This is a genomic window from Rhodospirillum sp. A1_3_36 (assembly GCF_047263945.1).
Taxonomy (GTDB): domain Bacteria; phylum Pseudomonadota; class Alphaproteobacteria; order Rhodospirillales; family Rhodospirillaceae; genus Rhodospirillum.
Map to the genome: position 1 here is coordinate 120,667 of NZ_JBLAVB010000006.1, position 25,957 is coordinate 146,623.

Annotated in this window: 3 protein-coding genes; all 3 read left to right on the plus strand. The window is 68.7% G+C overall.

Annotation, left to right across the window (positions count from 1 at the left end):
• Positions 1-14: 14 nt before the first annotated feature.
• The 3 genes from ACLIRY_RS14625 to ACLIRY_RS14635 are packed head-to-tail and all read left to right on the plus strand — an operon-like array spanning position 15 to position 25,872.
• The gene (locus ACLIRY_RS14625) at positions 15-4,631 is read left to right on the plus strand and encodes a beta-ketoacyl synthase N-terminal-like domain-containing protein (protein WP_413206151.1); all 4,617 of its coding nucleotides are present in this window, start codon (positions 15-17) and stop codon (positions 4,629-4,631) included.
• Positions 4,628-17,107 carry an amino acid adenylation domain-containing protein gene (locus ACLIRY_RS14630; RefSeq protein WP_413206152.1) on the plus strand — a complete coding sequence of 4,160 codons (12,480 nt, stop codon included), beginning with the start codon at positions 4,628-4,630 and terminating at the stop codon, positions 17,105-17,107. Before ACLIRY_RS14625 ends, ACLIRY_RS14630 begins: the two co-directional genes overlap by 4 nt.
• Positions 17,104-25,872 carry an amino acid adenylation domain-containing protein gene (locus ACLIRY_RS14635; RefSeq protein WP_413206153.1) on the plus strand — a complete coding sequence of 2,923 codons (8,769 nt, stop codon included), beginning with the start codon at positions 17,104-17,106 and terminating at the stop codon, positions 25,870-25,872. Before ACLIRY_RS14630 ends, ACLIRY_RS14635 begins: the two co-directional genes overlap by 4 nt.
• Positions 25,873-25,957: the final 85 nt, after the last annotated feature.

The window sequence follows — 25,957 nt, forward strand, 5'->3', positions numbered from 1 at the left end:
AGGAATCCAGATTTATGTCAGACGAAGCGCTCCGCGACGATCAGGATAGCATCGCCATCATCGGGATGGCCGCGCACATGCCCGGCGCCGCCGACCTGGACGCCTTCTGGCGCAACCTACGCGACGGGGTGGACTCGGTCCGGACCTTCACGGAGGCCGAGCTGCTGGAGGCCGGTCTGGATTCGGAAACCGTCCGCCACCCGCGCCTCATCGCCACCAAAGGTCATCTCGACGGCGCGGATCAGTTCGACGCCGCTTTCTTCGGCATAGCGCCGCGCGAGGCGGAACTGATGGACCCGCAGCACCGGCTGATGATGGAATGCGCGTGGCAAGCGATGGAGCATGCCGGCTACGACGCGGAGACGGTGGATGGGCGCGTCGCCATCTACACCAGCGCTGGCATGAACACCTATTTGCCGCTGAACATCCTGACCAATCCGGGACTGGCGGAATCGATCGGCGGCTTTCAACTGTCCATCTTCAACGACAAGGATTTCGTGCCGACCCGCATCGCCTACGCTATGAACGTGACCGGGCCGGGGGTGGACATCGGCACCGCCTGCTCTTCCTCGCTGGTCAGCCTCCACATTGCCTGTCAGAGCCTGCTCACCTATCAGAGCGACATGGCGCTGGTCGGCGGCGTCACCGTTCATCTGCCGCAGATCGACGGCCATATCCACGAGGACGGCTCGGCCTACGCACCGGACGGGCGCTGCCGCCCCTTCGACGCGACCACCAGCGGTCTGGTCGACGGTAACGGGCTCGCCGCCGTCGTGCTGAAGCGGCTGGCCGACGCGCTGGCCGACGGCGACACCATCCACGCAGTGGTCAAAGGCACGGCCATCAACAACGACGGCTCGATGAAGCTCGGCTACACTGCCCCCAGCATCGAGGGGCAGGCCGCCGTAATCCTTGAGGCGCAAAGTGTCGCCAACTGCCCGCCCGAGACCATCGGCTACATCGAGGCGCACGGCACCGCCACTCCGCTGGGCGACCCGGTGGAGGTCGCGGCCCTGACCCGCGCCTTTCGCGCCGGTACGAACAAGACCGGTTTCTGCGGGCTGGGTGCGGTAAAGTCGAACATCGGCCATGTCGACAAGGCCGCCGGGCTCGCAGGGCTGATCAAGACGGCGCTGGCGTTGAAGAATGAGGCGATTCCACCGACCCTCCATTTCCAGGCACCGAACCCCAAGCTGAACCTGCCCGAAACCCCCTTCTTCGTGGTCGACAGGCTGCGCCCCTGGCCGCGCAAGGCGGGCGCGCCGCGCCGCGCCGGCATCAGCTCCTTTGGCGTCGGCGGCACCAACGCCCACGCCATCCTGGAGGAGGCTCCGCAAACTGCCGCCGGATCGCCCTCCCGCCCGGTCCAGATCGTCACCCTGTCGGCGCGGTCGGAAGCGGCTCTAAGAGACGCTGCTGGTAACCTCGCCGCTCATCTGGAAACCACCCCCAGCGTCGATTTCGCCGACGCCTGCCACACCCTGCGGCGCGGGCGCCGGGCCTTCCCGGTGCGCTACGCCTTCGCCTGCCGTTCGGTCGAGGAGGCCATCCGCCGCCTCAAGGCCGACGAGCCGGGTCACGCCTGCGAGCGGCCCGACCAAAGCGTCGCCTTCCTCTTCCCCGGCCAGGGCAGCCAATATCCGGGCATGGCCCGCGACCTCTACGAGCGCGAGCCGCTGTTCCGCGCGGAAATCGACACCTGCGCCACGCTGTTGGAGCCACAACTCGGGCGGGACATCCGCAGCCTGCTGCTCCCCCCCAACGCGGAGCAGGCAGCGGGCGAGCTGACCCGAACCGCACTCGCCCAGCCGGTCCTGTTCGCGGTGGAATACGCGCTGGCGCGGCTGCTGATGAGCTGGGGCATCACACCCGCGGCGATGATCGGCCACAGCCTGGGCGAATATGTCGCCGCCTGTCTGGCGGAGGTCTTCTCCCTGCCCGACGCGCTGACCCTGATCACCGCGCGTGGTCGGCTGATGCAGAGCATGGCGCCGGGCGTCATGCTGGCCGTCCCGCTGTCGGAAGCGGCGCTGCGCCCCCGTCTTGACGCGGGGATCGACCTGGCCGCGGTGAACGCGCCGGACCTCTGCGTTGTCGCCGGGACGGAGGAGGCGCTGGCCACCTTCCAGGCCAAGTTGGCAGCCGACGGGGTAACGGCCACCCGTCTCCACACCTCGCATGCCTTCCACTCCGCTGCGATGGAGCCTGCGGTCGATCCGTTCAAGGCACTGTTCACGGGCGTCAAGCTGAACCCGCCGCGCATCCCCTTCCTGTCCAACCTCCTCGGCGACTGGATCACCGACAGGCAGGCGACCAACCCCGATTATTGGGCAGCGCATCTGCGCCAGCCGGTCCGCTTCGCCGATGGCCTCGCCCGACTGCTGCGCGACCGGGGGCCGTTGCCACTGGTGGAGGTCGGACCCGGCCGGACGCTGGCCACCTTCGCCGCCCGCACGGGCGGTGAACCGGCGCAGCCTTGCATCATCACTCTGCCGCAACCGGGCGAGACGCGCGACGCCCAGGAGACGCTGTTGAGCGCCGTGGCGGAGTTGTGGACGCGGGGCGTCGCCCCGGACTGGTCGGCGTTCCAAGGCGACGAGACCCGCCGCCGCGTGCCGTTGCCCACATACCCGTTCCAACGCCAGAGCTATTGGGTGGAGCCCGGCGGACGGGCCGCCGAACCCGCGCCGACCGCCATCAGCGGAAAGACATCAGGCGGCGCCAAGCGACCGGACATCGCCGACTGGTTCCACTTGCCAAGCTGGAGAGCGGCAGCGACGCCGTCCTCCCGGTTCGACGGGGACGAGGTTTTCCTGCTGTTCCACAACGGGTCTCAGCTTGCGGATCATATGGCGCGCGACTTGACGGAAGGCGGCCGGAAACTGGTGACCGTCCAATTCGGCGACTCTTTCAAGTCGAGCGGGGATTGGGACTATCTCCTGAAGCCAACACAGCCGGACGACTTCACCGCGCTGTTCGACGATCTGTTCGCCAAGGGACGGATGCCTCGCCACATCCTCTATCTATGGAGCGAAGACAGCCACTTCTTGCCGAACCACTTCGACATGAGCGCGCATCTCCAGGTCCCCCTGTCCATCGCGCAGGCGTTGGATTGGATGGCGCCGGAACAGCCGATCGACCTGCTGATCATCGGCCATGGTCTGCGCGACCTTCCCAACGAATCGGCAGCGCAGATGGGCAAGGCGTCGATCATCGGCCTCGTCGAGACCCTTCCCTGGGAACAGTCGGCGATCCGCGCCCGCGCCATCGACATTCCCACCCCACCCGAGGTTGCGAAGAACCATCGCCAGTGGGCGCGACGGCTGATCCGCGAACTGAACGCGCCGGAGTCCGATCGGGTGGTCGCTCTGCGCGGCGGAAACCGATGGGTCCACGAAACACGGTCGGCACGGCTGGAGTCCTCTCAGGATCCCCTGGTCTTTGACACGGAGCGCGCCTGCGTTCTGACCGGCGGCATGTCGGAGATCGGACTGGGCTTCGCACAGCGGCTGAACGCGCTGGGTGTGCGTAAGATCGCCCTTATCGACGTCGCCGACCCGACCTCCCCGCCACCACCCGGCCTCGCCGACGTCACGGCAAGCCTTTCCGCCGATGGTGGCGAGGTCCTGACGATGTGGCTGGACGAAGGCTTCGGTGGACTGCGCGCCGCGTTCGAGACCATCCGGAACCGTTTCGATGGTGTCGGCGCCGTGATCCATGTCGCCGAGATGAACCGGCCACGCCCACCGCGACGGATCAAGGATATCGACCCAACGACGCTGGGTCGGGAATGGGAGGATGTGGAGAAGACCTTCAACGCCCTTTCCTCCGCGCTGGTCGACCGCAACGAAACCGCCTGTCTGGTGATGTCGTCCCTGGCGGCGGACATCGGCGGGCCTGGCCGGGTCATCGACGCCGCCATCGCCAACGCGGTGGATGCCTTTGCCTTGCGCCTCGGCTGGAGCGTGCTGAACTGGGACCAGTGCGTGGCGGAGGAGACGGCGCGAACATCCTCCACCGCCATCACCCCGGGCGAGGCCGCCGATCTGTTCGAACGCGCACTGCGACAAATGCCGGGCGCGCGTGTCGTCATCGCCACCAACGATCCCTCCAGCCGTCTGGCCGCCCATCGCGAAGGCCAGCGCCAACAGGCGGAGGGCGAAGCCGCCCCAACCAACCAGTCCCCCGCCCGCCCCGCCGCCGCCAAGGGCCACCGCCGCCCCGACCTGCCGGTCGCCCATCTCGCCCCACGAACCGACGAGGAACGGACGGTCGCGGCCTTGTGGGAGGAGGTGCTGGGCATCGACGGCATTGGCGTGAACGACAACTTCTTCGACCTGGGCGGCCATTCTCTGCTCGCCGCGCAATTGGTGTCGCGGCTGCGCCAGAGCTTCCGGGTGGAGATGGAGTTGGACGCCCTGTTTACCACCCCGACCATCGTTCAACTCACCGAATCCCTGATCGAAAAGCGGGTGGACACCGAGATCGGCGCCGAGACTCGATCCGGAGCGGGTGAAAACCTGTCCGCCCTACTCGACCAAATCGAGTCGATGTCGGAGGAGGAGGTGGCCGCCCTCTTGGCCAGCGGCGAGTTGCCCCCGGAGTTGTTGAGCGGAGGCGACCCAAAATGAGCCGCGAGACCGACACTGGCCTGGACATGGCCACCGACCTGGGGGCCGAATTGGCCGATCGCATGGCTTCCCTCTCCTCGGCCAAGCGCGCGCTGCTCGCCAAGCTGCGGCAGGCGGCCCCGGCCTCGCCCACCGCGAAGGACCAGGACCGCATCCCCGCCCGCCCGCCGGGCGAGGCACCGCCACTATCCTACGCCCAACAACGGCTATGGGTCCTCGACCAGTTGGAAGGGCCGGGGTCGGTCTACAACATGCCGAACGCGGTGCGGCTCGACGGGCCGCTGGACCGCGAAGCACTGGCGGCAGCGTTCAACGAGGTGGTCCGCCGCCACGAGGCGTTGCGCACCAATTTCGTCGCGCGCGACGGCGAACCGGTACAGATCATCCACGATCCGGCCCCCTTCGACCTGCCGCTGGTCGACATCGGCGCGCTGCCAGAGACCGCACGCGACGCGGCGTTGAGCGAACTGGCGGCGCGCGAGGCCCGGCGGCCCTTCGACCTGCGGGCCGACCGATTGCTGCGGCTGACGCTGGCACGACTTGGCGACGACCGGCACGTGCTGCTGATCAACATCCATCATATCGTGTCGGACGGCTGGTCGATCGGCAACGTTCTGCTGCGCGAGGTGACGGCGCTCTATGACGCCTTCTCGCGCGGTGCGCCCCCGCCGTTGCCGCCGCTGCCGATCCAGTACGCGGATTACGCCTGCTGGCAACGCGACTGGCTGAAGGGCGCGCGGCTCGATGCCCAACTTTCCTATTGGCAGAGCAAGCTCGATGGCTTGCCGGAAGTGCTCACCCTGCCAACCGACCGGCCCCGCCCACGAATGCAGACTTTCAACGGCCGCGTCCATTACTTCACCCTGCCCGCCGATCTGTTGACGCGGCTGAAGGCGCTGAGCCAGACCGGTGGGGCCACCCTGTTTATGACGCTGCTGGCGGGATATGGCGCGCTGCTCGGCCGCTACGCCGGACAGGCCACAGTCGCCGTCGGAACCCCCGTCGCCAACCGCCGCCGGGAGGAGGTTGAGGGGCTGATCGGCTTCTTCGTCAACACGCTGGTGATGCGCCTGGATCTGGGCGAGGGACTGGATGGGGGGCTGGGCGGGCATGACCTGCTGGCCCAGGTCCGGCGGACCTGCCTGGACGCCTTCCGCCACCAGGACGTGCCGTTCGAACGACTGGTCGAGGCGCTGCACCCCGACCGCAACCTCAGCTTCTCACCGCTGTTCCAGGCGATGTTCATCCTGCAAAACCAGAACGCCCCGACCACGGGTTTGCGCATCGGGGATCTGCGAATGGCGATGATCCCGCAGGACACCGGCGCGTCGATGTTCGACCTGACGCTGAAGCTGGAGGAAAGCGAGGGCGGCCTGTCGGGCGAGCTGGAATACAACACCGACCTGTTCGACGAGGCGACCATCGCGCGCTTCGCCCGGCGTTACGCCACCCTGCTGTCGGCCCTGGTCGAGACCCCGGACGCACCGGTGGCCACATTGCCGCTGCTCGACGCCGAGGAGCGGCAAGCCTTGCTGGCCGACATCGACGCCAGCGACCGCGCCCATACCGCCGACGCGACACTGCCGGCGCTGTTCGCACGACAAGCCGCAAGCCATCCGGATCGCATCGCGATCACCCAGGACGATCAATCGCTGACCTATGGCGCGCTGAACCGGCGCGCGGAGCAGCTGGCCGCCCATCTGATGGCCAATGGCGTGGGACCGGAAACGCTGGTCGGCGTCTGCCTCGACCGCTCCATCGCCATGGTCGTCGGCCTGCTCGGCATCCTCAAGGCGGGAGCGGCCTATGTGCCGCTCGACCCAGCTTTCCCCGACGCGCGGCTGGCCCATATGGTCGGCCATTCCGGCCTGTCGCTGCTGCTGATCGGGCGGGCGACCGAGGATCTGGGATTTGACCCGGCGGTGCCGCGCCTCAACCTGGACCGCGATTGGGAGGCCATCGCCGCCACGCCGCTTCGCGCGCCGATGGCTGTGGCCCCGGATAGCCTCGCCTACGTCATCTATACATCCGGGTCCACCGGCACGCCGAAGGGCGTGCAGATCGCGCATGGGGCGCTGGCGAACTTCTTGCTGTCGATGGCCGAGGAACCGGGGCTCGGCCCCGACGACTCCCTACTTGCGGTGACGACCATCTCCTTCGATATCGCCGGGCTGGAGCTCTATCTGCCGCTGATCACCGGCGCACGGGTCACGCTGGCGTCGCGCGAGACCGCCGCCGACGGCTTCGCGCTGCGTCGGCTGGTGGAGGAGACCGCGCCGACCACCCTGCAAGCCACCCCGGCGACCTGGCGCCTGCTGCTGGCCGCCGACTGGCGCGGCCCGATGCCTGCGCGCCTGTTCTGCGGCGGCGAGACGCTGTCGGGGGAGCTGGCCGCCCGCCTGCTGGCGACCGGGGCGAAGCTGTGGAACCTCTACGGCCCAACGGAGACGACGATCTGGTCCACCGTATCACGCGTGCTGGGGCCGGACGACGGCCAAGCGACCGACGACGCCAAGCAATCCATCGGCCACGCGATCGCCAACACCCGGCTCTACATCGCCGAGAACGATGGGGAGCTCGCCCCCGCCGGTCTCCCGGGGGAATTGCTGATCGGCGGCGACGGTCTGGCGCGCGGCTACCGAAACCAGCCAGCGATGACCGCCGAACGCTTCCTCCCCGACCCTTTCGCCGGAAGGCCGGGGGCGCGGCTCTACCGCACCGGAGACCTGACCCGCCTGCTGTCGGACGGACGGATCGGGTTCCTCGGGCGGATCGATCATCAGGTCAAGATTCGCGGCTTCCGCATCGAGCTGGGCGAGATCGAAGCGGTGCTCGACCGTCATCCCGGCGTGCGCGCCGACGTGGTGGTCTGCCGCGAGGACCAGCCGAACCGTCAGCAGCTCGTCGCCTATTTCGAGCTGGATCCCGACTGGGCTCCCGAGCAGGCGCCGGAAGCGGCCCAGATTGACAAGTGGCAGGCGGTGTGGGACGAGAATTACCGCGCGCCCAACGGGAGCGAGCCGGAGGCGGAGACGGAATCCGACGATTTCGACCTGCGCGGCTGGCAGAGCAGCTACAGCGGCGAACCGATCCCCGCGCCCGAGATGCGCGAATGGGTGGACAACACCGTCGCCCGCATCCTGGCGCTGCGCCCCGACCGCGTCCTGGAGATCGGCTGCGGCACCGGCCTGCTGCTGACCCGCATCGCCCCGAAGGTTTCCGAGTATGTCGGCGTGGACTTCTCCGGCTCGGTGCTGGAGACGCTGGCGGCGCGCGTCCGGGCGCGCGGGCTGACCCAGGTGCGGCTGCTCAAGCGGCAGGCGCGCGAGGTGGGCGTCGGGCTGGAGCGCGTCTTCGACACGGTGGTCGTCAACTCGGTCTCCCAATATTTCCCCGACCTGGATTATTTCCTGGAGGTATTGGAGGCCGCCGTCGACATCGTGAAGGATGGCGGGCGCATTTTCCTGGGCGACCTGCGCGTTCTCCCGCTACTGGAACTTCAGCACGCTTCCGTCCAGTTCCATCAGGCCGAAGACTCTTGCGACGGCGTGGAGCTGCGCCACCGGGTCGCCGATCTGGTCGAGGGCGAAGAGGAACTGCTGATCGACCCCGCACTGTTTGCGACGCTGCGCACGCGTTTCCCGCGTGTTGCCGGGGTGCGGATTCAGATCAAGCGCGGAACCGCGGGCAACGAAATGACCCGCTTCCGATGCGACGTGACGCTGCGCATCGGCACCGCCGAGCCCGACGTGCTGGTGGACACGCTTCTGGACGCGTCGGCGGATCCCTCATGGGCGGAGTCCTCGTGGCAGGAATTGCGCGAGACCGTGACGCGACGGGCGGCGCTTCCCGGTGCTTTCGCGCTGCGAAACCTGCGCAACCAACGTTTGGACGAAGACATGCGGGCGTTGGCCTGGCTGCGCACGTCCACCGGCCCGGCAACGGTCGGCGCACTGCGCCAAAGCTTGGCCGATATCCCCGCCGCCGGGCACGCCGCCGGGCACGCCGTCGGCATCGAGCCGGAACGGTTGTGGGAGTTGGGGCAGGAGTTGGGCCTCGCGGTGTCCTGCGGCTGGTCGGCCGGTCAGGCGCCAGACCGCTTCGACGCGATTTTCCAGGCGGGCGCGGATGCGGATCTCGACGACGGCATTCCACTTCCGCTCGGTGAGACGGCAGCGAACCGCCCGTTCGCCAACGATCCGGCGCGGGGGGGGCGGGTGCGCGCTCTGGTCGCCGATCTGCGGCAACGGATGGCGGCGCGGCTGCCCGACTATATGGTGCCCTCCGCCTTCGTCTGCCTCGACCGGCTGCCGCTAACCCCCAACGGCAAGATCGACCGGCGCGCCCTGCCCGCCCCCGTCGGCCTCGCCGCCGAAGAGAGTTACGAAGCGCCGCGCACCCCTGACGAGGAAAAGCTGGCGGCGATCTGGGCCGCTGTGCTGGGCGTCGAGCGGGTCGGCGCCACCGATAACTTCTTCCATCTCGGCGGTCATTCTCTGCTGGCCATTCAAGTGGTGTCCCGGATCCGCGAAGCATGGGCGGTCGAGCTGCCGATCAAGGCGCTGTTCGACACGCCCACCGTGCGCACGCTGGCCGAGCGACTGACCGGAACCGCGCCCGCTGGCCTGCCGCCGCCGGTCCGCGCGCTGACGCCCGAGGAACGCGCGGCAGCACCGCTATCCTTCGCCCAACAGCGGCTGTGGTTCCTCGACCGGCTGGAGGGGCGCAGCCTCGCCTATCACATCGCCGGCGCCATCCGCATTTCGGGGCCGCTCGACGTCGCGGCGCTGGGGCGGGTCATCGCGGAGATCGCGCGGCGCCATGACGCGCTGCGCACCACTTTCCCCGATCGCGATGGCGCGCCGGTCCAGGCGGTCGCCGCTCCCGAAGCGGACGGGCTGCGCGTGGTGGCGCTGGATGGGCTGCCGATGCACGCCCGCGACGCCGAACTGCATCGCCGTCTGGCCGAGGAGAGCGACCGCCCGTTCGATCTGGCCCGCGACCGGCTCTACCGCGCCACCCTGCTGCGGCTGGGTCCGGACGAACATGTGCTGGCGGTCACGCTACACCATATCATCTCCGATCAGTGGTCGATCGGCGTGATCTTCCAGGAGATGGCCGCCCTCTACCGCGCCTTCACCGCAGGGCTGCCGAGCCCGCTGCCGGACCTGCCTGTGCAATATGCCGATTACGCGATCTGGCAGCGGCATTGGCTGAGCGGCGAGGTACTAGACGCGCAATTGCGCTTCTGGACGGACCGTCTGTCGGGCGCGCCCGCCGTGCTGGAGCTGCCCTTCGACCGGCCGCGCCCCGCCATGCGTCAGCACCACGGCCGTATCCACAGCTTCCGGCTCGACGAGGCGCTGACCGCGCGGGTCCGTCGGCTGAGCCAGAGCGCCGACGCCACGCCTTTCATGACGCTGCTGGCCGGCTTCGGTATCCTGCTGGCGCGGTTGAGCGGGTCCGACGATCTGGTGGTGGGATCCCCCATCGCCAACCGGGGCCAGCGCGAACTTGAGGCCCTGGTCGGCTTCTTCGTCAACACGCTGCCGCTGCGCCTCGACCTCAGCGGTCAGCCGTCGGTGCGCGAGGTGTTGTCGCGGGTGCGGCGCACGGCGCTCGACGCCTACGACCATCAGGACGTGCCGTTCGAGAACATCGTCGAGACCCTTCAGCCCGAACGCAGCCTCGGCCACACGCCGATCTTCCAGGTCATGTTCGTGCTGCAAAACGCACCGATGGCCGATCTGGAGATGGCCGACCTGACGCTCGGCACGGTCGAGCCCGACGCGGTGTCCGCCAAGTTCGACCTGACCCTGTCGCTGGAAGAGCGCGGCGAAAGATTCGAGGGCGTCGTCGAATACGACACCGATCTGTTCGACGACGTGACCGTGGCGGCGCTGACCGACCAGTATCGCCGTTTGCTTGACGGCATGGCGGCGCGACCGGACGCGACCCTGTCAGACCTGCCGCTGCTTGACGAAGCCCAGCGCCGTGCGGTCCTGGTCGATTGGAACGCCAGCACCGCGCCCACCCCGCTGGACTGCGCCATCCATCACCTGTTCGAGCGGCAGGCGGCGCTGACCCCCGACCGACCGGCGCTGGTCCATGGCGACGCGGTGCTGAGCTACGGCGCGCTGAACCGGCTCGCCAACCGCGTGGCGCACCGGCTGATCGCGCTGGGCGTCGAACCGGACCTGCCGGTGGCGCTGCATCTGGAGCCATCGCTCGATCTGCTGGTCGGGCTGCTGGGCATCCTGAAGGCCGGCGGCGCCTATGTGCCGCTGGTGCCGCAAACCCCACCCGACCGGCTGGCCTACATCCTGGAGGAGACCGGGGTGACGCTGGCGCTGAGCGAACCGGTGCTGGCCGACAATCTGCCCGCCGGGGTGGCGGCTGTCCACATGGTTGAAGACCTGCGGGCGGCGGGCGTGGCGGAGACCAATCCGAACCGCGTGATCCCCACCGACAGCCTCGCCTACATCATCCACACCTCCGGCTCGACCGGGCGGCCGAAAGGGGTACAGGTCAGCCACGCCAACATCGTCCATTCCACCCAGGCCCGGCTGGCGCGCTACGCCGAACCGGTCACAGCCATGTTGCTGTTGCAGCCGCTGGGCTTCGACGTCGCCTCCGGTTGCCTGTTCTGGACGCTATGCCAGGGCGGCCGCCTCCATCTGGAACCGACCGATCTGGCGCAGGATCCCCACCAACTACTCAACCGGATGGAGCGGGCGGGGGCCTCGCATCTGGTCATCGTGCCGCTGCCCTACCTGCCGCTGCTGGATGCGGCGGGACCGGGACAGCTGGCCTCGCTGCGCACGGTCATCATGGGCGGCGAATCCATGCCGGTGGAGCTGGTCGCCCGTCATGGCGAGCGCCTGCCCGCAACCGCACTGATCAATGAATACGGCCCGACCGAGACCACCGTCTGGGCCAGCCATTTCCAGGTGAAGCCGGAGGAGTGCCGCGCTGTCATCCCGATCGGGCGACCGACGCCACACTGTCAGCTTTACTGCCTGGACGAGGCGATGGCGCCGCAGCCCGACGGCGTGGCCGGTGATCTGCTGATCGGCGGGCCTCAGGTGGCGCGCGGCTACCTCGCCCACCCCGCGATGACGGCGGAGAAGTTCATCCCCGACCCCTTCTCCCCCACCCCCGGCGCCCGGCTCTATCGCAGCGGCGACCGCGCGCGGCGGCGCCGTGACGGGGAACTGGAATTCCTCGGCCGCGACGACCAGCAGGTCAAGATTCGCGGCTTCCGCATCGAGCCGGGGGAGATCGCCGCCGTGCTCACCAGCCACCCCGCCATCGCCGACGCCGTGGTGGTCGCCGACACGCCCGCCGGGCGGGCGGGCGGATCGAAGCGGCTGGTCGCCTATCTGGTCGCGTCCGACGAAGGCGCGGCGCCGGACGGCAGGGCCTTGCGCGGCTATCTGGCGGACCGGCTGCCTGACTATATGATTCCCGCCGCCTTCGTAACGCTGGACGCCTTTCCACTGACCCAGAACGGGAAACTCGACCACCGGAGCCTGCCCGCTCCCGACGCGGAGGCCTGCGAGACCGCCTACGCGCCGCCGCGCACCCCCACCGAGACCTTGCTCGCAGGCATCTGGCAAGAGGTGCTCGGGCTGCCGCAAGTCGGCATTCACGACAATTTCTTCAGCCTGGGCGGCGATTCCATCCTCAGCATCCAGATCGCCAACCGCGCCGGTCGCGCCGGATTCGGCATCAGCGTCCGCCAATTGTTTCAGCACCAGACCATCGCCGAGCTGGCACGGGTCACACCGGAACAGGCTGCGGTCGTGGCCGAGCAAGGCATGGTGAGCGGCCCGGTGGAGGCAACCCCGGTGCTCCGCTGGTTCTATACCGACCTGCCGCCCCAGCCCTGGCATTTCAACCAGTCGGTCCTGCTGGAGATCGCGTCCGGTCTCGACCCCCGCCATGTCGAAACGGCGGTCCACCATCTGCTGACCCACCATGACATGCTGCGCGCCCGCTTCACCGGGGACCGGGGAACGGTGCCGCGCGTCGAGATCGCCGACAGCGTGGAGACCATCCCCTTCACCCAGCACGACCTCTCCACCCTGCCGACGGAGGAGCGCGCGGCGGCACTGCGGACCGAAGCCGAGCGCTTGCAGACGGGGCTGGACCTGACGCGCGGGCCGCTGCTGCGCGCGGCATTGTTCCGCATGGGCGACGACCGGACCGACCGACTGCTGTTGGTCATCCACCATTTCGTGGTCGATGGCGTGTCGCTGCGCATCCTGATCGGCGACCTTGCGGACGCGCTGGGCGCGCTGCGGCGGGGCGAGGCGATAACGTCGCCCGCCAAGACGACCTCCGTCCCGCATTGGGCGCGGCGCCTCGTCGAGTATGCCGGGCAACCGCGGGCGCTGGCCGAGCTGGATTATTGGCGGAAACAGGCGAGGGCGACCGCCGCCCCGTTGCCGCGCGACCACACCGCCGGACCGGAGGCCAACGGCGCGGCGTCCGCAGAGCAAGTCACGGTGGCGCTCGCCCCCACCGTGACGCGGGCCCTGCTGCAAGACGTACCGCGCGTCTACCGCACCCAAATCAACGATGCGCTGCTGACAGCGCTGGTGCGCGCCTTCGCCCGCTGGACCGGCGATCGACACTTGCGCATCGTGCTGGAGGGTCATGGACGCGAAGCGCTGTTCTCTGACGTGGATCTGTCGCGCACGGTCGGCTGGTTCACCGCCGCCTATCCCCTGCTGCTGTCCGACCGCGCCGGGGAGGACGTGGGCACCGCTCTGAAACGCGTCAAGGAGACGTTGCGCGCCGTGCCCAACCAGGGCATCGGCCACGGCATCCTGCGCCACCTGAGCCCGGATCCGGCGGTCCGCGCGGCGCTGGAAGGGGTGGAGCCGGAGGTCAGCTTCAACTATCTCGGCCGCTTCGAGCAGGGCGGCTGTGTTGGTGACGACGCCATCATCCTTGGCGAAGGCCGCGAGGACATCGGCCGCGACCAGAGCGACCTCGGCCGCCGCCGTTTCGTCTTGGAGATCAATGGCCTACTCCGTGACGACCGGATGGAGTTCCTGTGGACCTTCAGCCGCGACATGCACGACCGCCACACGGTAGAGGGGCTGGCCCAGCGTTTCCTGCACGAGCTGGAGGGCATCGTCCGCCATTGCGCCAGCGCCGGAGCGGGTCATTACACCGCCTCCGACTTCCCGCTGGCCGGACTAAACCAGACGGCGCTGGACAGCCTGTCCGCCCACTGGGGCGACGCGGTGGAGGACATCTATCCGCTGTCGCCGTTGCAACAGGGCATGATGTTCCACGCCCTCTACCAGCCGCGTTCCGGCGCTTACGTCATTCAACTGGCTGCACGGTTGGAGGGGGTCTTGCACCGCGACGCCTTCCGCCGCGCCTGGCGGCGCGTGCTGGAACGCCACCCCAGCCTGCGCACGCTGTTCCTGCCGGACCTCGCCGCCGACCCGGTGCAAGTCGTCCTGAACCGAGCCGAGTTGCCCTGGCAGGAGCTGGACTGGAGCGACACGCCCGATGATGACAGCCGACTAAACGATTTCCTGCGCGACGACCGGACCCGCGGCTACGCGCTCGACGCTGCCCCACTGATGCGCTGCGCGCTGATCCGGCTGGGTGAGCGGTCCTGGCGCTTCGTCTGGAGCCACCACCATCTGCTGACCGACGGCTGGTGCCTGCCCATCCTGATGCGCGAAGTGCTGCATTGGTACGGCGCCTTCGCGGCGGGCAGCGACGCCGACCTGCCCAGCCCGCCGCCCTACGGCCGTTACATCGCGTGGCTGGCCCGCCAGGACATGGCGAAGGCGGAAGCCTTCTGGCGCGAGACCTTGCGCGGCTTTGACGCCCCCACGCCGCTGGCGGTCGACCGTCCCGCGAAGCCCACCCCGGCAGGCGAAGAACAGGTTTCCGACATGCGGGAGGTCGCGCGCGACCTCCCGGAGGGCGTCAGCCACGCGCTGACCCGCTACGCCCAGAGCCGCCGCCTGACACTCAGCGTGCTGGTGCAGGGCGCCTGGGCTGTTCTGCTCGGTCGCTACGCACAGCGCGACGACGTGCTGTTCGGCACCACTGTGTCCGGCCGTCCGCCGGAGATCGCGGAGGTCGACCGCATGGTCGGCCTGTTCATCAACACCCTGCCGGTGCGCGTGCGCATCGACGCGGACCAGGGCGTCACCAGCTTCCTCGCCGCCCTTCAGGACGCGCAGATCACCCGTGACCTCTACGCCCACACGCCGCTGGTCGCCATCCACGGCTGGAGCGAGGTGGCGTCCCGCGACCCGCTGTTCGAAAGCGCGGTGGTGTTCGAGAATTATCCAGTCGGCGACGCCTTCGACGACACCGGTGACCTGACGGTCGGTGACGTGCGGCTGCTGGAACAAAACACCTTCCCGCTGACCCTGACCGCTGCCGGTGGCGCCCGCGTCTCGCTGAAGCTGTCCTACGACGCCGCCCGCTTCGACGACGCGACGGCGGCGCGGATCCTCGACCATCTCGCCAACCTGCTGACCGGCCTGACCACGGCACCCGAAGCCAGCGTCGGCGCCTGGACCGCCAGGTCGCTGATCGACGCGGAGGAACGGCGGATCCTGGTCGAGACATGGAACGACACCCGCCGCGACGACATCGACCTGTCACGCACCCTACCCGACCGGTTCGAGGAACAGGTGCGGCGAACCCCGGATCGGGTCGCGGTCGCCTTCGGCGAGGCGCAGCTCACCTTTCGCGCGCTCAACCGGCGCGCCAACCGGCTTGCGCATCGGCTACGCGCAATGGGAGTGACGGCGGGGGCCATCGTCGGGCTATACGCCGAACGATCACTCGATATGCTGGTGGCGCTGCTCGCCATCCAGAAAGTGGGGGCGGCCTATCTACCGCTCGACCCTGCCTTCCCCGCCGACCGCATCGCCTTCATGCTGGAGGACGCCCAGGTCGCGGCCCTTCTGACCGAAACGCTGCGGCGCCCGGCCCTGCCGGACGTTTCAGCGCCGGTCCTGTGCCTGGACGGCGACGACGCGGCGACGACGGTCACCTTCCCCGCCACCGACCCGGTTCGTCCGGTGATCGACGGGCTGCCGGCCTATGTCCTTTACACCTCCGGCTCGACCGGGCGGCCCAAGGGGGTGCTAGTCCCCCAACGCGGGCTGGTCAACTTCCTGGCCACCATGGCCGAGGCGCCAGGGCTGGAGGCCGACGACGCGCTGGTCGCGGTGACCACCATCTCCTTCGACATCGCCGGGCTGGAGCTGTATCTGCCCCTGCTTACCGGCGCGCGGCTGGAGCTGGCGAGCCGAGAGACCGCCTCCGACGGCTTCGCCCTCCTTGACCTGTTGGAGAGCCGCCAAGCCACCGTCCTGCAAGCAACCCCGGCGACCTGGCGGCTGTTACTCGACGCCGGATGGCGCGGCGGGGCGATCACCAAGGCGCTGTGCGGCGGCGAGGCGCTGACCCGCGACCTCGCCACCCGGATGGCGGTCACCGGCGTCGCGATCTGGAACCTCTACGGTCCGACCGAGACGACCATCTGGTCGAGCCGCCGCCTCGCCACCCCCGACACGCATGACGAGCCGTGCGAACCAATCGGCCATCCCATCGCCAATACCACACTGTACATCGCCGACCGCGACCACGTGCCGCTGCCGACCGGCGTGCCCGGCGAGGTGCTGATCGGCGGCGACGGGCTGGCGATCGGCTACCTCGGACGGCCCGACCTGACGGCGGAACGCTTCATCCCCGATCCTTTCGCACGGCAGCCCGGCCAACGACTCTACCGCACCGGCGACCTCGCCCGGCATTGCGCGACTGACGGTGATTTGGTCTTCCTTGGCCGCATGGACCAGCAGGTGAAGCTGCGCGGCTTCCGCATCGAACTGGGCGAGATCGAAGCCGCGCTGAACGAGCGGCCGGAGGTCAAACAGGCCGTCGTCACCCTGTGGGGCGACGGGCCGGACGACCAGCGGCTGGTCGCCTATGTCCAATCCACCGAAGCGCTGGACCGCGAGACGGTCGACCGTGAGAGGGTGGCCGACTGGCTGCGCGCGCGGCTGCCCGCCTACATGATCCCATCGGAAGTGGTGGCGCTGGAGCGTTTCCCGCTGACCCCCAACGGCAAGCTCGACCGCCACGCCCTGCCGCCACCGGACCGCCCGGTGGTAACGGTCTCGGCCGAGCCGCGCACGCCACTGGAAAGCCAGCTGGCTGAGATGATGGCGGAGGTGCTGTCACTCGACTGCATTGGCATCGACGACGACTTCTTCGCGCTGGGCGGCCATTCGTTGCTCGCCACTAGGCTGGTCGCCCGGATCAAGCATGCGCTGGAACTGGCGGTGCCGCTGCCCGTCCTGTTCGAGGGGCCGACCGTCCGGCGGCTCGCCGCGCACATTGACACGCTGCTGTGGGCGGCCGGGCGGCAGACCGCGCCGGACGCCGAATTGCTCGACGACGAAGAGGAGATCTGCCTGTGACCGCCGCTGCGACCTCGCTCGACGCCTTTCTCACGCGACTGCGCGACCTCGGCGTCGCCCTGTCCGTCCAGGGCGGGGAACTGCGCTGCCGCGCGCCGAAGGGCACCCTGACGCCGGAGCTGACGCGCGAGTTGTCCGCCCGTAAGGCCGAGATCACCAGCTTTCTCGAGCACGCGCGGACCGTGACAGCGGTGGACGGGGAGATCGTCCAACCGGCGCCGCGCGGCGGTGACCTGCCGCTGTCCTTCGGCCAGCGACGCCTGTGGTTCCTTGATCGGCTGGAGGGGCCGTCGGCGACCTACACCATGCCGATGGCGGTAAGGCTGGAGGGTGACCTCGATGTCGCGGCGCTGGAACGCGCGGTTGTGGAGATCATCGCGCGGCACGAGATTCTGCGCAGCAACATCGCATTGCGCGACCACGAACCGGTGCTGATCGTCCATGAGCAGGCGGATTGCCAACTCAACCGACGAGCGTTACCACCCGCAGCCACCCTTGAGGATGCCGTGCAGGTCTGCGTGGAGGAAGAGGCGGCGCGGCGTTTCGACCTCGCCGACGACCGGCTGATCCAGGCGAGCCTGATCCCGCTCGGCGAGCGCGATCACCTGTTTCTGGTCACCATGCATCACATCGTGTCGGACGGCTGGTCGCTTGACGTCTTCGTGCGGGAACTGGTGACGCTCTACGGCGCCTTCCGCGAGGGCGCCCCGTCACCGCTGCAGCCGCTGTCCTTGCAGTATGTCGACTTCGCCCACTGGCAGCGCGAACGCCTGTCCGGAGAGCAGTTGGCAGCCGAACTCGCCTTCTGGCGCGGCAAGCTGGCCGGCGCGCCGGAGGTGTTGGCCCTGCCCACCGACCGCCCCCGCCCACCGGTGCAAACCTATCGTGGCGCGAGCCTCACAGACCTCATCGACACCGTATTGACCCGCGATCTGCGCGCGCTGGCGCAGGACGCCGGGGCCACGCTCTACATGACGCTGCTGACCGGCTTTGCCGCGCTGCTCGCCCGCTATACCGGGGAAAGCGACGTCGTGGTCGGGACACCGGTCGCCAACCGCACCCGCGCCGAGTTCGAAGGGCTGATCGGCCTGTTCATCAACACGCTGGCGCTGCGTCTGGATCTAGCTGGCGATCCGGCCGTGCGCACCGCCCTCGACCGCGTGCGGCGGACCGGGATGGAGGCGCTGGAGCATCAGGAACTGCCCTTCGAACAATTGGTCGAGGAGCTGCGCCCGGCCCGCGCGCTGAGCCACGCGCCGCTGGTCCAGGTGTCCTTCCAACTGCGCGCCACGACCGAGCCGCTCGCGGTCGCCGGACTGACCTTGCGCCAAGTCGAGCAGAGCGAAACCACCGCCAAGTTTGACCTGAGCCTGACGGTCGAGGAGCGCGGGGTCGACCTGCTCATCCACTGGAACTACAACCCCGACCTGTTCGACGAGGCGACCATCCGGCGAATGATGGGCCATTACCGCCAGCTGCTGACGGGTATGGCCGCGAGGCCGGACGCCCCACTGTCGACGCTGGAGATGATGGATGCGGCGGAACGGCGTGCCGTGCTCGACGCGCCCAACCGCACCGCCGTCCCCTACCCGGGCGAGCGCACCTTCCTCGACCTGTTCGACGAGACGGCGGCGCGGGTGCCGGACCGCGTGGCGCTCAGCTTCCGCGACACCGACCTGACCTACGGCCAACTGCGGACAAGAATCGATGGGCTGGCGGCGCATCTGCGCAACCTCGGCGTCGGGCCAGAGTTGCGGGTGGCGCTCTGCGCCGAACGCTCGCCGGACATGGTGATCGCGCTGCTGGCCGTGCTAAAGGTCGGCGGCGCCTATATCCCGCTCGACCCGGCCTATCCGCCGGAACGGCTCGCCATGGTGCTTGAGGATGCCCGACCGGCGCTGATCGTCACACAAAGTCATTTGCGCGGGCTGTTCCCGGAAGGGGCAGCGCCGCTCTTCTGCCTGGATGGGGAACCTCAACCATGGCTCAAGGCGCGGTGCGCTCCGGTCGCCTGCGCCGCCTTGCCGGAGAACATCGCCTACGTCATCTACACCTCGGGCTCGACCGGACGGCCCAAGGGGGTGGCGGTCGGGCACCGGGCGTTGTTGAACTTCCTGCTATCGATGAAGGGCGAGCCGGGATTCGCCGAGACCGACGCACTGCTGGCGGTCACCACCATCTCCTTCGACATCGCCGCGCTGGAGCTCTATCTGCCGCTGATCGCCGGGGGCCGGTTGGCGCTGGCGGAGCGCGAGACGACGCTGGACGGGCGGGCGCTCCAGGCGGTCTTGCGCGACCAAGCAATCACCACGCTGCAAGCCACCCCGGCGACCTGGCGGATCCTGGTGGACACCGACTGGCGCCCGTCCGCCGGATTCAAGGCCCTGTGCGGCGGCGAAGCGCTGCCCCGCGCACTGTCGCGCGCGCTGCTCGACCGTGGCGTTGACCTGTGGAATCTCTACGGCCCGACCGAGACCACCGTATGGTCCGCCGTTGGCCCGGTCCCCCCCGGCGAGGGCGACACCGAAGGGGTAGAGCCCATCGGCCATCCCATCGCCAACACGCGGATCCATGTGCTGTCGCCACAAACCCACCCGCTGCCGCTCAGCGTGCCGGGGGAACTGCACATCGGCGGCGACGGACTGGCGCGCGGCTACCTCAACCAGCCGGGGCTGACCGCCGACCGCTACATCCCTGATCCCTTCGCGGCGGAGCCCGGCGCGCGCCTCTACCGCACCGGCGATCTGGTCCGCCGGGTGACCGACGAACGGATCGAGTTCCTCGGCCGCATCGACCATCAGGTCAAGATTCGCGGCTTCCGCATCGAGCTGGGCGAGATCGAAGCGGCGCTGCGCTCACGGGACGGCGTGCGCGATGCCATCGTGCTGGCGCGGGAGGATGCGCCGGGCGACAAGCGGCTGGTCGCCTATGTGCTGTCGAACGGCGCCGCGGCCCCCGACGCCGCGACCCTGCGCGCCGGGCTGAAGGAGGCCGTGCCGAGCTATATGATCCCGGCTGCCTTCGTGATGATGGACGCCTTCCCGCTGACCCCCAATGGCAAGGCCGACCGCCGCGCCCTTCCCGCGCCCGAGAAAGGGGCCGCGGCAGGGAACACGGCGCCAGCCACCCCGCACACGGCGATGGAGGCACGGGTGTCCGAGGTCTGGCGGAAGACGTTACGACTGGATAGGGTCGGGCTCGACGACAATTTCTTCGATCTGGGCGGCCATTCGCTGCTGCTGACCCAGGTGCATGAGGCGCTGCGCCCAGAGACCCGACGGCCCTTCCCGCTGGTCACCCTGTTCCAGCATCCGACAGTGCGCAGCCTCGCCGCTTGGTTGGCCGAGGATAACCGGAAGGACTCCCCTGTGGCGCCGCTGGTGGAACCGACAACCCGCCGCCAGACTCGCGATATCGCCATCGTCGGCATGGCCGGACGCTTCCCCGGCGCGGACGATCTGGAGACCTTTTGGGCCAACCTGCGCGACGGACAAGAGTCCATACGCTTCTTCACGCGGGAGGAACTGCTGGCGGCCGGGCTACCGGAGCACATCGTGTCGAACCCCGATTACGTTCCGGCCAACGGCTGCTTGTCCGACGTCGCCGGCTTCGACGCCGCCTTCTTCGGCGTCACGCCGTCGGACGCGGAGGTGATGGATCCGCAGCACCGGCTGTTTCTGGAAACCCTGTGGCACACGCTGGAGAACGCCGGGTACGCGTCGACGCCGGAGGGGACGCGCGTCGGCGTCTTCGCGGGCAGCAGCCATGCCGGATATTTGGCGCGCAACCTGCTGCCCAGCATGTTCGCCGGGCGCCCGATCGACGTCCAACAAATGATCTTCACCAACGACAAGGATTTCCTGCCGACTCGCGCGTCCTACGCGCTTGCTCTTACGGGGCCGAGCGTCGCGGTGCAGACGGCCTGTTCCACCTCGCTGGTGGCGCTGCACCTCGCCTGCAACAGCCTGCTCGACGGCGAATGCGAAATGGCGCTGGCCGGCGGCGTGGCGATCAAGCTGCCGCAGACCTCCGGCTACAGCTACAGCGAGGGCATGATTCATTCCCCGGATGGCCATTGCCGGGCCTTCGACGCCGAAGCAAACGGCACCACCTGGGGCAGCGGCGTGGCTGCCGTGCTGCTGAAGCCGCTGGACGCGGCATTGGCCGACCGCGACACCATCCACGCGGTCATCAAGGGCTCCGCCATCAACAACGACGGTGCCGTGAAGGTATCCTTCACGGCACCCGGCGTCGACGCCCAAGCTCGTGTCATCGCCACCGCCCAGGCACGGGCGGGGGTCACCCCCGACGATATCTCCTTCGTGGAGACCCACGGCACCGGCACCCGTTTCGGCGATCCCATCGAGGTGGCTGCGCTGACCCGCGCCTTCCGCACCGGTGGGGAGCAGCGCAAGCAACGCTGCGCGTTGGGGGCGGTGAAGACCAACATCGGCCATCTCGATACCGCCGCCGGCATGGCGGGGTTGTTCAAGACCGTGCTGGCGCTGCGTCACCGGCAGATTCCGCCAACACTACATTTCCGACGCGGCAACCCGGACATCGACTTCGCCAACAGCCCCTTTTTCGTGAATGACCGGCTGCGCGACTGGGAAAGCGGCTCGGCACCCCGCCGCGCCGGGGTCAGCTCCTTTGGCATCGGCGGCACCAACGCCCATGTGATCGTCGAGGAGGCGCCAGAGCGCGCCCCATCGGCAACCGCCCGCCCCCATCAACTGCTCGTGCTGTCGGCACGCAGTGCCGCAGCGCTCGACCAACTGCGCGCGGATCTGGCCGCTCATCTCGCGGCACATCCCGACACCGCGCTGGTCGATGTCGCGTACACGCTGGCGCTCGGCCGCCGGGCCTTTCCACATCGCATAGCGGTGGTCGCCGGAGACCCGGTCGAGGCGGCGAGCCGCCTGTCGGCGCCGAACCATCGCCCGGTGGTGGCGACGACCGCCACGCCGCGCGTCGTCTTCCTGTTTCCCGGCCAGGGCAGCCAGCATATCGGCATGGGGGAGGCACTCTACCGGACTGAGCCGCTCTACCGCGAGATCATCGACCATGGCGCGGAGCGGCTGCGCGAGGGGCTAGGCCTCGATCTGCGGACACTGCTCTATCCGGCGCCGGGAGAACACACTGTGGCGGAAGCCCGCCTGTCCGAAACCTGGCTGACCCAACCGGCGCTGTTCCTGACCGAATACGCACTGGCCCGGCTGTGGATGTCCTGGGGCGTCACCCCCTCCGCGATGATCGGCCACAGTCTGGGAGAATACACCGCAGCCTGCCTCGCCGGGGTGTTCGATCTGGACACGGCGCTCGACCTGGTAGCGGAGCGTGGGCGGTTGATCTGGGCGCAACCGCCTGGCGCCATGCTGGCGGTCGTGCGGCCAGCGGCGGAGGTCGAAGCCCTCTTGGGGGATGGTCTCGACCTCGCCAGCGTCAACAGCGCTCAGGATTGCGTCGTCTCCGGACCGGTAGAGGCCATAGAGGCGCTGGCGACACGATTGACTGGTGAGGGCGTGCTGTGCCGTCGGCTGCACGTCTCGCACGCTTTCCACTCGGCGATGATGGAGCCGACGGTCGACGCTTTCACGAAGGTCCTGCGACGGGCGCGGCTGGAACCACCGCGACTGCCCTTCGTGTCGAACCTTTCAGGCACCTGGATCACGGAGGAGGAGGCGACCAACCCCGGCTATTGGGCACGCCACCTGCGCCATGCTGTACGCTTCGCCGACGGCATCGCGACGGTGCTGGCCGACGCCGACGCAATGCCGCTGGAGGTCGGGCCGGGCAGCGTGCTGGCCGCGCTGACCCGTCGTCATGCGTCGGCGACGGGCCGGACCGTCCTGTCGTCTCTTCGAAAGCCGGACCAAGCCCCCGACGGAGAGATGTCGGCGCCGATGGAGACGTTGGGACGGCTGTGGACGGCGGGAGTGGCGGTGGACTGGCAGGCGCTCTTCGCCCGCGATACCGCCGCGCGCGTGCCACTGCCGGGCTATCCGTTCGAGCGCCAGCGCTATTTCATCGAGGAACCCGGCCATTACGCCCTCACGCCCCGACGGGATCCGCAGGCGAAGCTGCCGCTCGACGAGTGGTTCACCCTGCCGGCATGGAAGCCGTCGCTACCGCCACCTCCATGCTCGGCGGATGAACTGGCTGCGCAGCCGGGGACCTGGCTGCTCCTCGGTGACGGTTCGGCTCTGGAGCGTCGGCTCTTCGATAGGCTGAGTGAGGCGGGATGTGATCTGGCGCTGGTCACCGTCGGCGACCGGTTCGGTCAGGACGGCAACCGCTTCACCGTCCGTCCGTCCAGCCCGGAGGATTTCGCGGCGCTGATTGCGACGCTGGCGGCCCGCCCCCTGCGCATGGTCCTGCATCTCTGGTCGCTGTCCTTGCCGGACGACGCGGGCTTCGACGCGGCGCAGGAGGCTGGCTATGTCAGCCTCCTGCATATCGGCCGCGCGCTCGCCGCCCTGCCATCCCAGCAGGCGACGACCGTCGCAGTGATCACCAGCCAGCTTCACGAGGTCGGCGGTGGTGACTCCATCCGCCCAGAAAAAGCGACGATGCTCGGTCCCCTGCTGGTGCTGCCGCAAGAGGTGCCAGCGCTGTCCGTCCGCTGCCTGGACATTCCCACCGATTGCGCGGAGCGTTACGCTGATCGGCTGCTGGCCGAGTTGCTGACGATCACTCATGACCCGATGGTCGCCTATCGCGGCGCCCGCCGTTATCTACCGGATTTCGAGCCGGTGACGCTGGTTCCCTCCACGCAGACGGTGCGCGCATGGCGCGAGGGGGGCGTCTATGTGATCCTCGGTGGGCTGGGCAAGGTCGGGCTGCTGCTGGCCCGCTTCCTGGCCGAAACGATCCGGGCGCGCCTCGTCCTGGTCGGCTCCTCGCCCTTCCCGGCGCGCGAGCGGTGGGAAGACTGGCTGCGCGACCATCCGCGGGACGATGACACCGCCGAACGGATCCGCAAGCTGACGGAGATCGAGGCGCTGGGGGCGGAGGTGCTGACGCTCAGCGCCAACGTCGCCGACGAGGCGGCGCTGCGTGCCGCCTTTGAGCGGGCCGAGGAGCGGTTCGGCGCGGCGCATGGCGTGATCCATGCCGCCGGTCGACTGAATGACGCCTCCTACCTCGCCACCATCGCGGAGGTGGGGGAGGCAGAGACCCGGGCACAGTTCGCGCCCAAGGTCCATGGGCTGATCGCCTTGGAACGGGTGTTGGCCGACCGGTCCGCCGACTTTTGTCTGGTCATCTCCTCGACCTCCGCCGTATTGGGCGGGTTCGGCTTTGCCGCCTATGGCGCCGCCAATGCCTTCATCGACGCCTTCGTGACCCGGCAGTCGCAGCGCGGCGGTATCCCCTGGCTCTGCGTCAACTGCGACGGCTGGCTGTTCGAGGAGCCGACGACCCCGTCGGTCACCCCCGCCTTCGTCATGACACCGGGCGAGTCGGTGGAGGCGCTGTCGCGCGTGGCACAGGGCGTCACCGCCGGCCGGGTGGTATTATCCACCGGCGACATCAAGGCGCGTTACGACCAGTGGGTCCGCCGCGTGGAACAGCGCATGCCACCGCCGCCGCCGATCCCGACCTTGGCGCAGCCCGAGATCCAGCACAGTCGGCCGGACCTGGCCACCGACTACGCGGCACCGGCCAATCCGGTGGAAAGCCGACTGGTCGAGCTTTGGCGGGAGCTTTTCGGCTTCACCATGATCGGCGTCCACGACAATTTCTTCGATCTGGGCGGCGATTCGCTGCTGGCGATCCGCCACATGACGATGATCAAGGAGAGCTTCGGCAAGCAGTTTCCCCTGACCACCCTGCTGGCCAAACCGACCATCCGCGAGTTGGCCAAGGCGCTGGGCCTGCCAACGCAAGCGACCGAGTTTTCACCGCTGATCACCATCCAGCCCGAGGGGGAAGCGACGCCCTTCTTCTGCGTGCCGGGGACGGGCGGCACGGTGCTCTATCTGCGCGCCCTGGCACAGGGGCTGAAGGCATATGGACGGCCCTTTCATGGCCTTCAGGCTTCGGGGCTGGACGGGGTGGAGGCCCCGCTGTCGCGCATCGAAGACATCGCCACCTTGAATCTGCGAGCGCTAAGGGAGCTGCGGCCGCGGGGCCCTTATTTGCTCGGCGGCCATTCCTTCGGTGGCTGGGTGGCCTTTGAGATGGCCCGCCAGCTGCGCGCAGAGGGCGAACGGGTCGCTGGCGTCGTGGTGCTCGACGCCGGCATGCCGGGCGGGCGCGACCACGCTGCCATGATGGCCTGGGACGACGCCCATTGGATCCTGACCATCGCGGACATTCTGGCGACCATGTTCGGCAAGCCACATGGCCTGACACCCGACCAGCTGACCGGGCGCCCCTGGCAGGCGCAGGTGGAGGCGCTGACCCGCGCGATGGAGTCGATCGGCGCGGTGCAGCGCGGCACCGATGCCGACGACATCTGCGGCTTCGCGGAGGTCTACCGCGCCCAGGCCCAGATTTCCTACCGACCGACGCCCGAACCGGCGGCCCCCGTCGCCCTGTTCAAGGCGGAAGATCCGCAGGACGATTTCAAGCAGGACATGCCCGACGCGCTGAAGGACGATCCCGCCTGGGGTTGGGACGCGTTCAGCGAGGGGCCGACGGCGGTGGAGATCATTCCCGGCAACCACCTGACCATGATGACTCCGCCGAACGTCGAGCATCTCGCCAAGCGTCTGCACGCAGCGCTGGAGGTCTTCGAGCGGATGGCCGAACGCGACCTGTAATACCAACCGGTCCTTGATTGTGACTCGTTGGGGGCGGCTTGGTGATACCCAGGCTGTTCGAATGGTGTTTCCCTTTCTTGAGTCA

Excerpts from the sequence above, each read along its gene's own strand:
- ACLIRY_RS14630 (WP_413206152.1), top strand. The coding sequence starts at position 4,628 with ATGAGCCGCGAGACCGACACTGGCCTGGACATGGCCACCGACCTGGGG.
- ACLIRY_RS14625 (WP_413206151.1), top strand. The coding sequence starts at position 15 with ATGTCAGACGAAGCGCTCCGCGACGATCAGGATAGCATCGCCATCATC.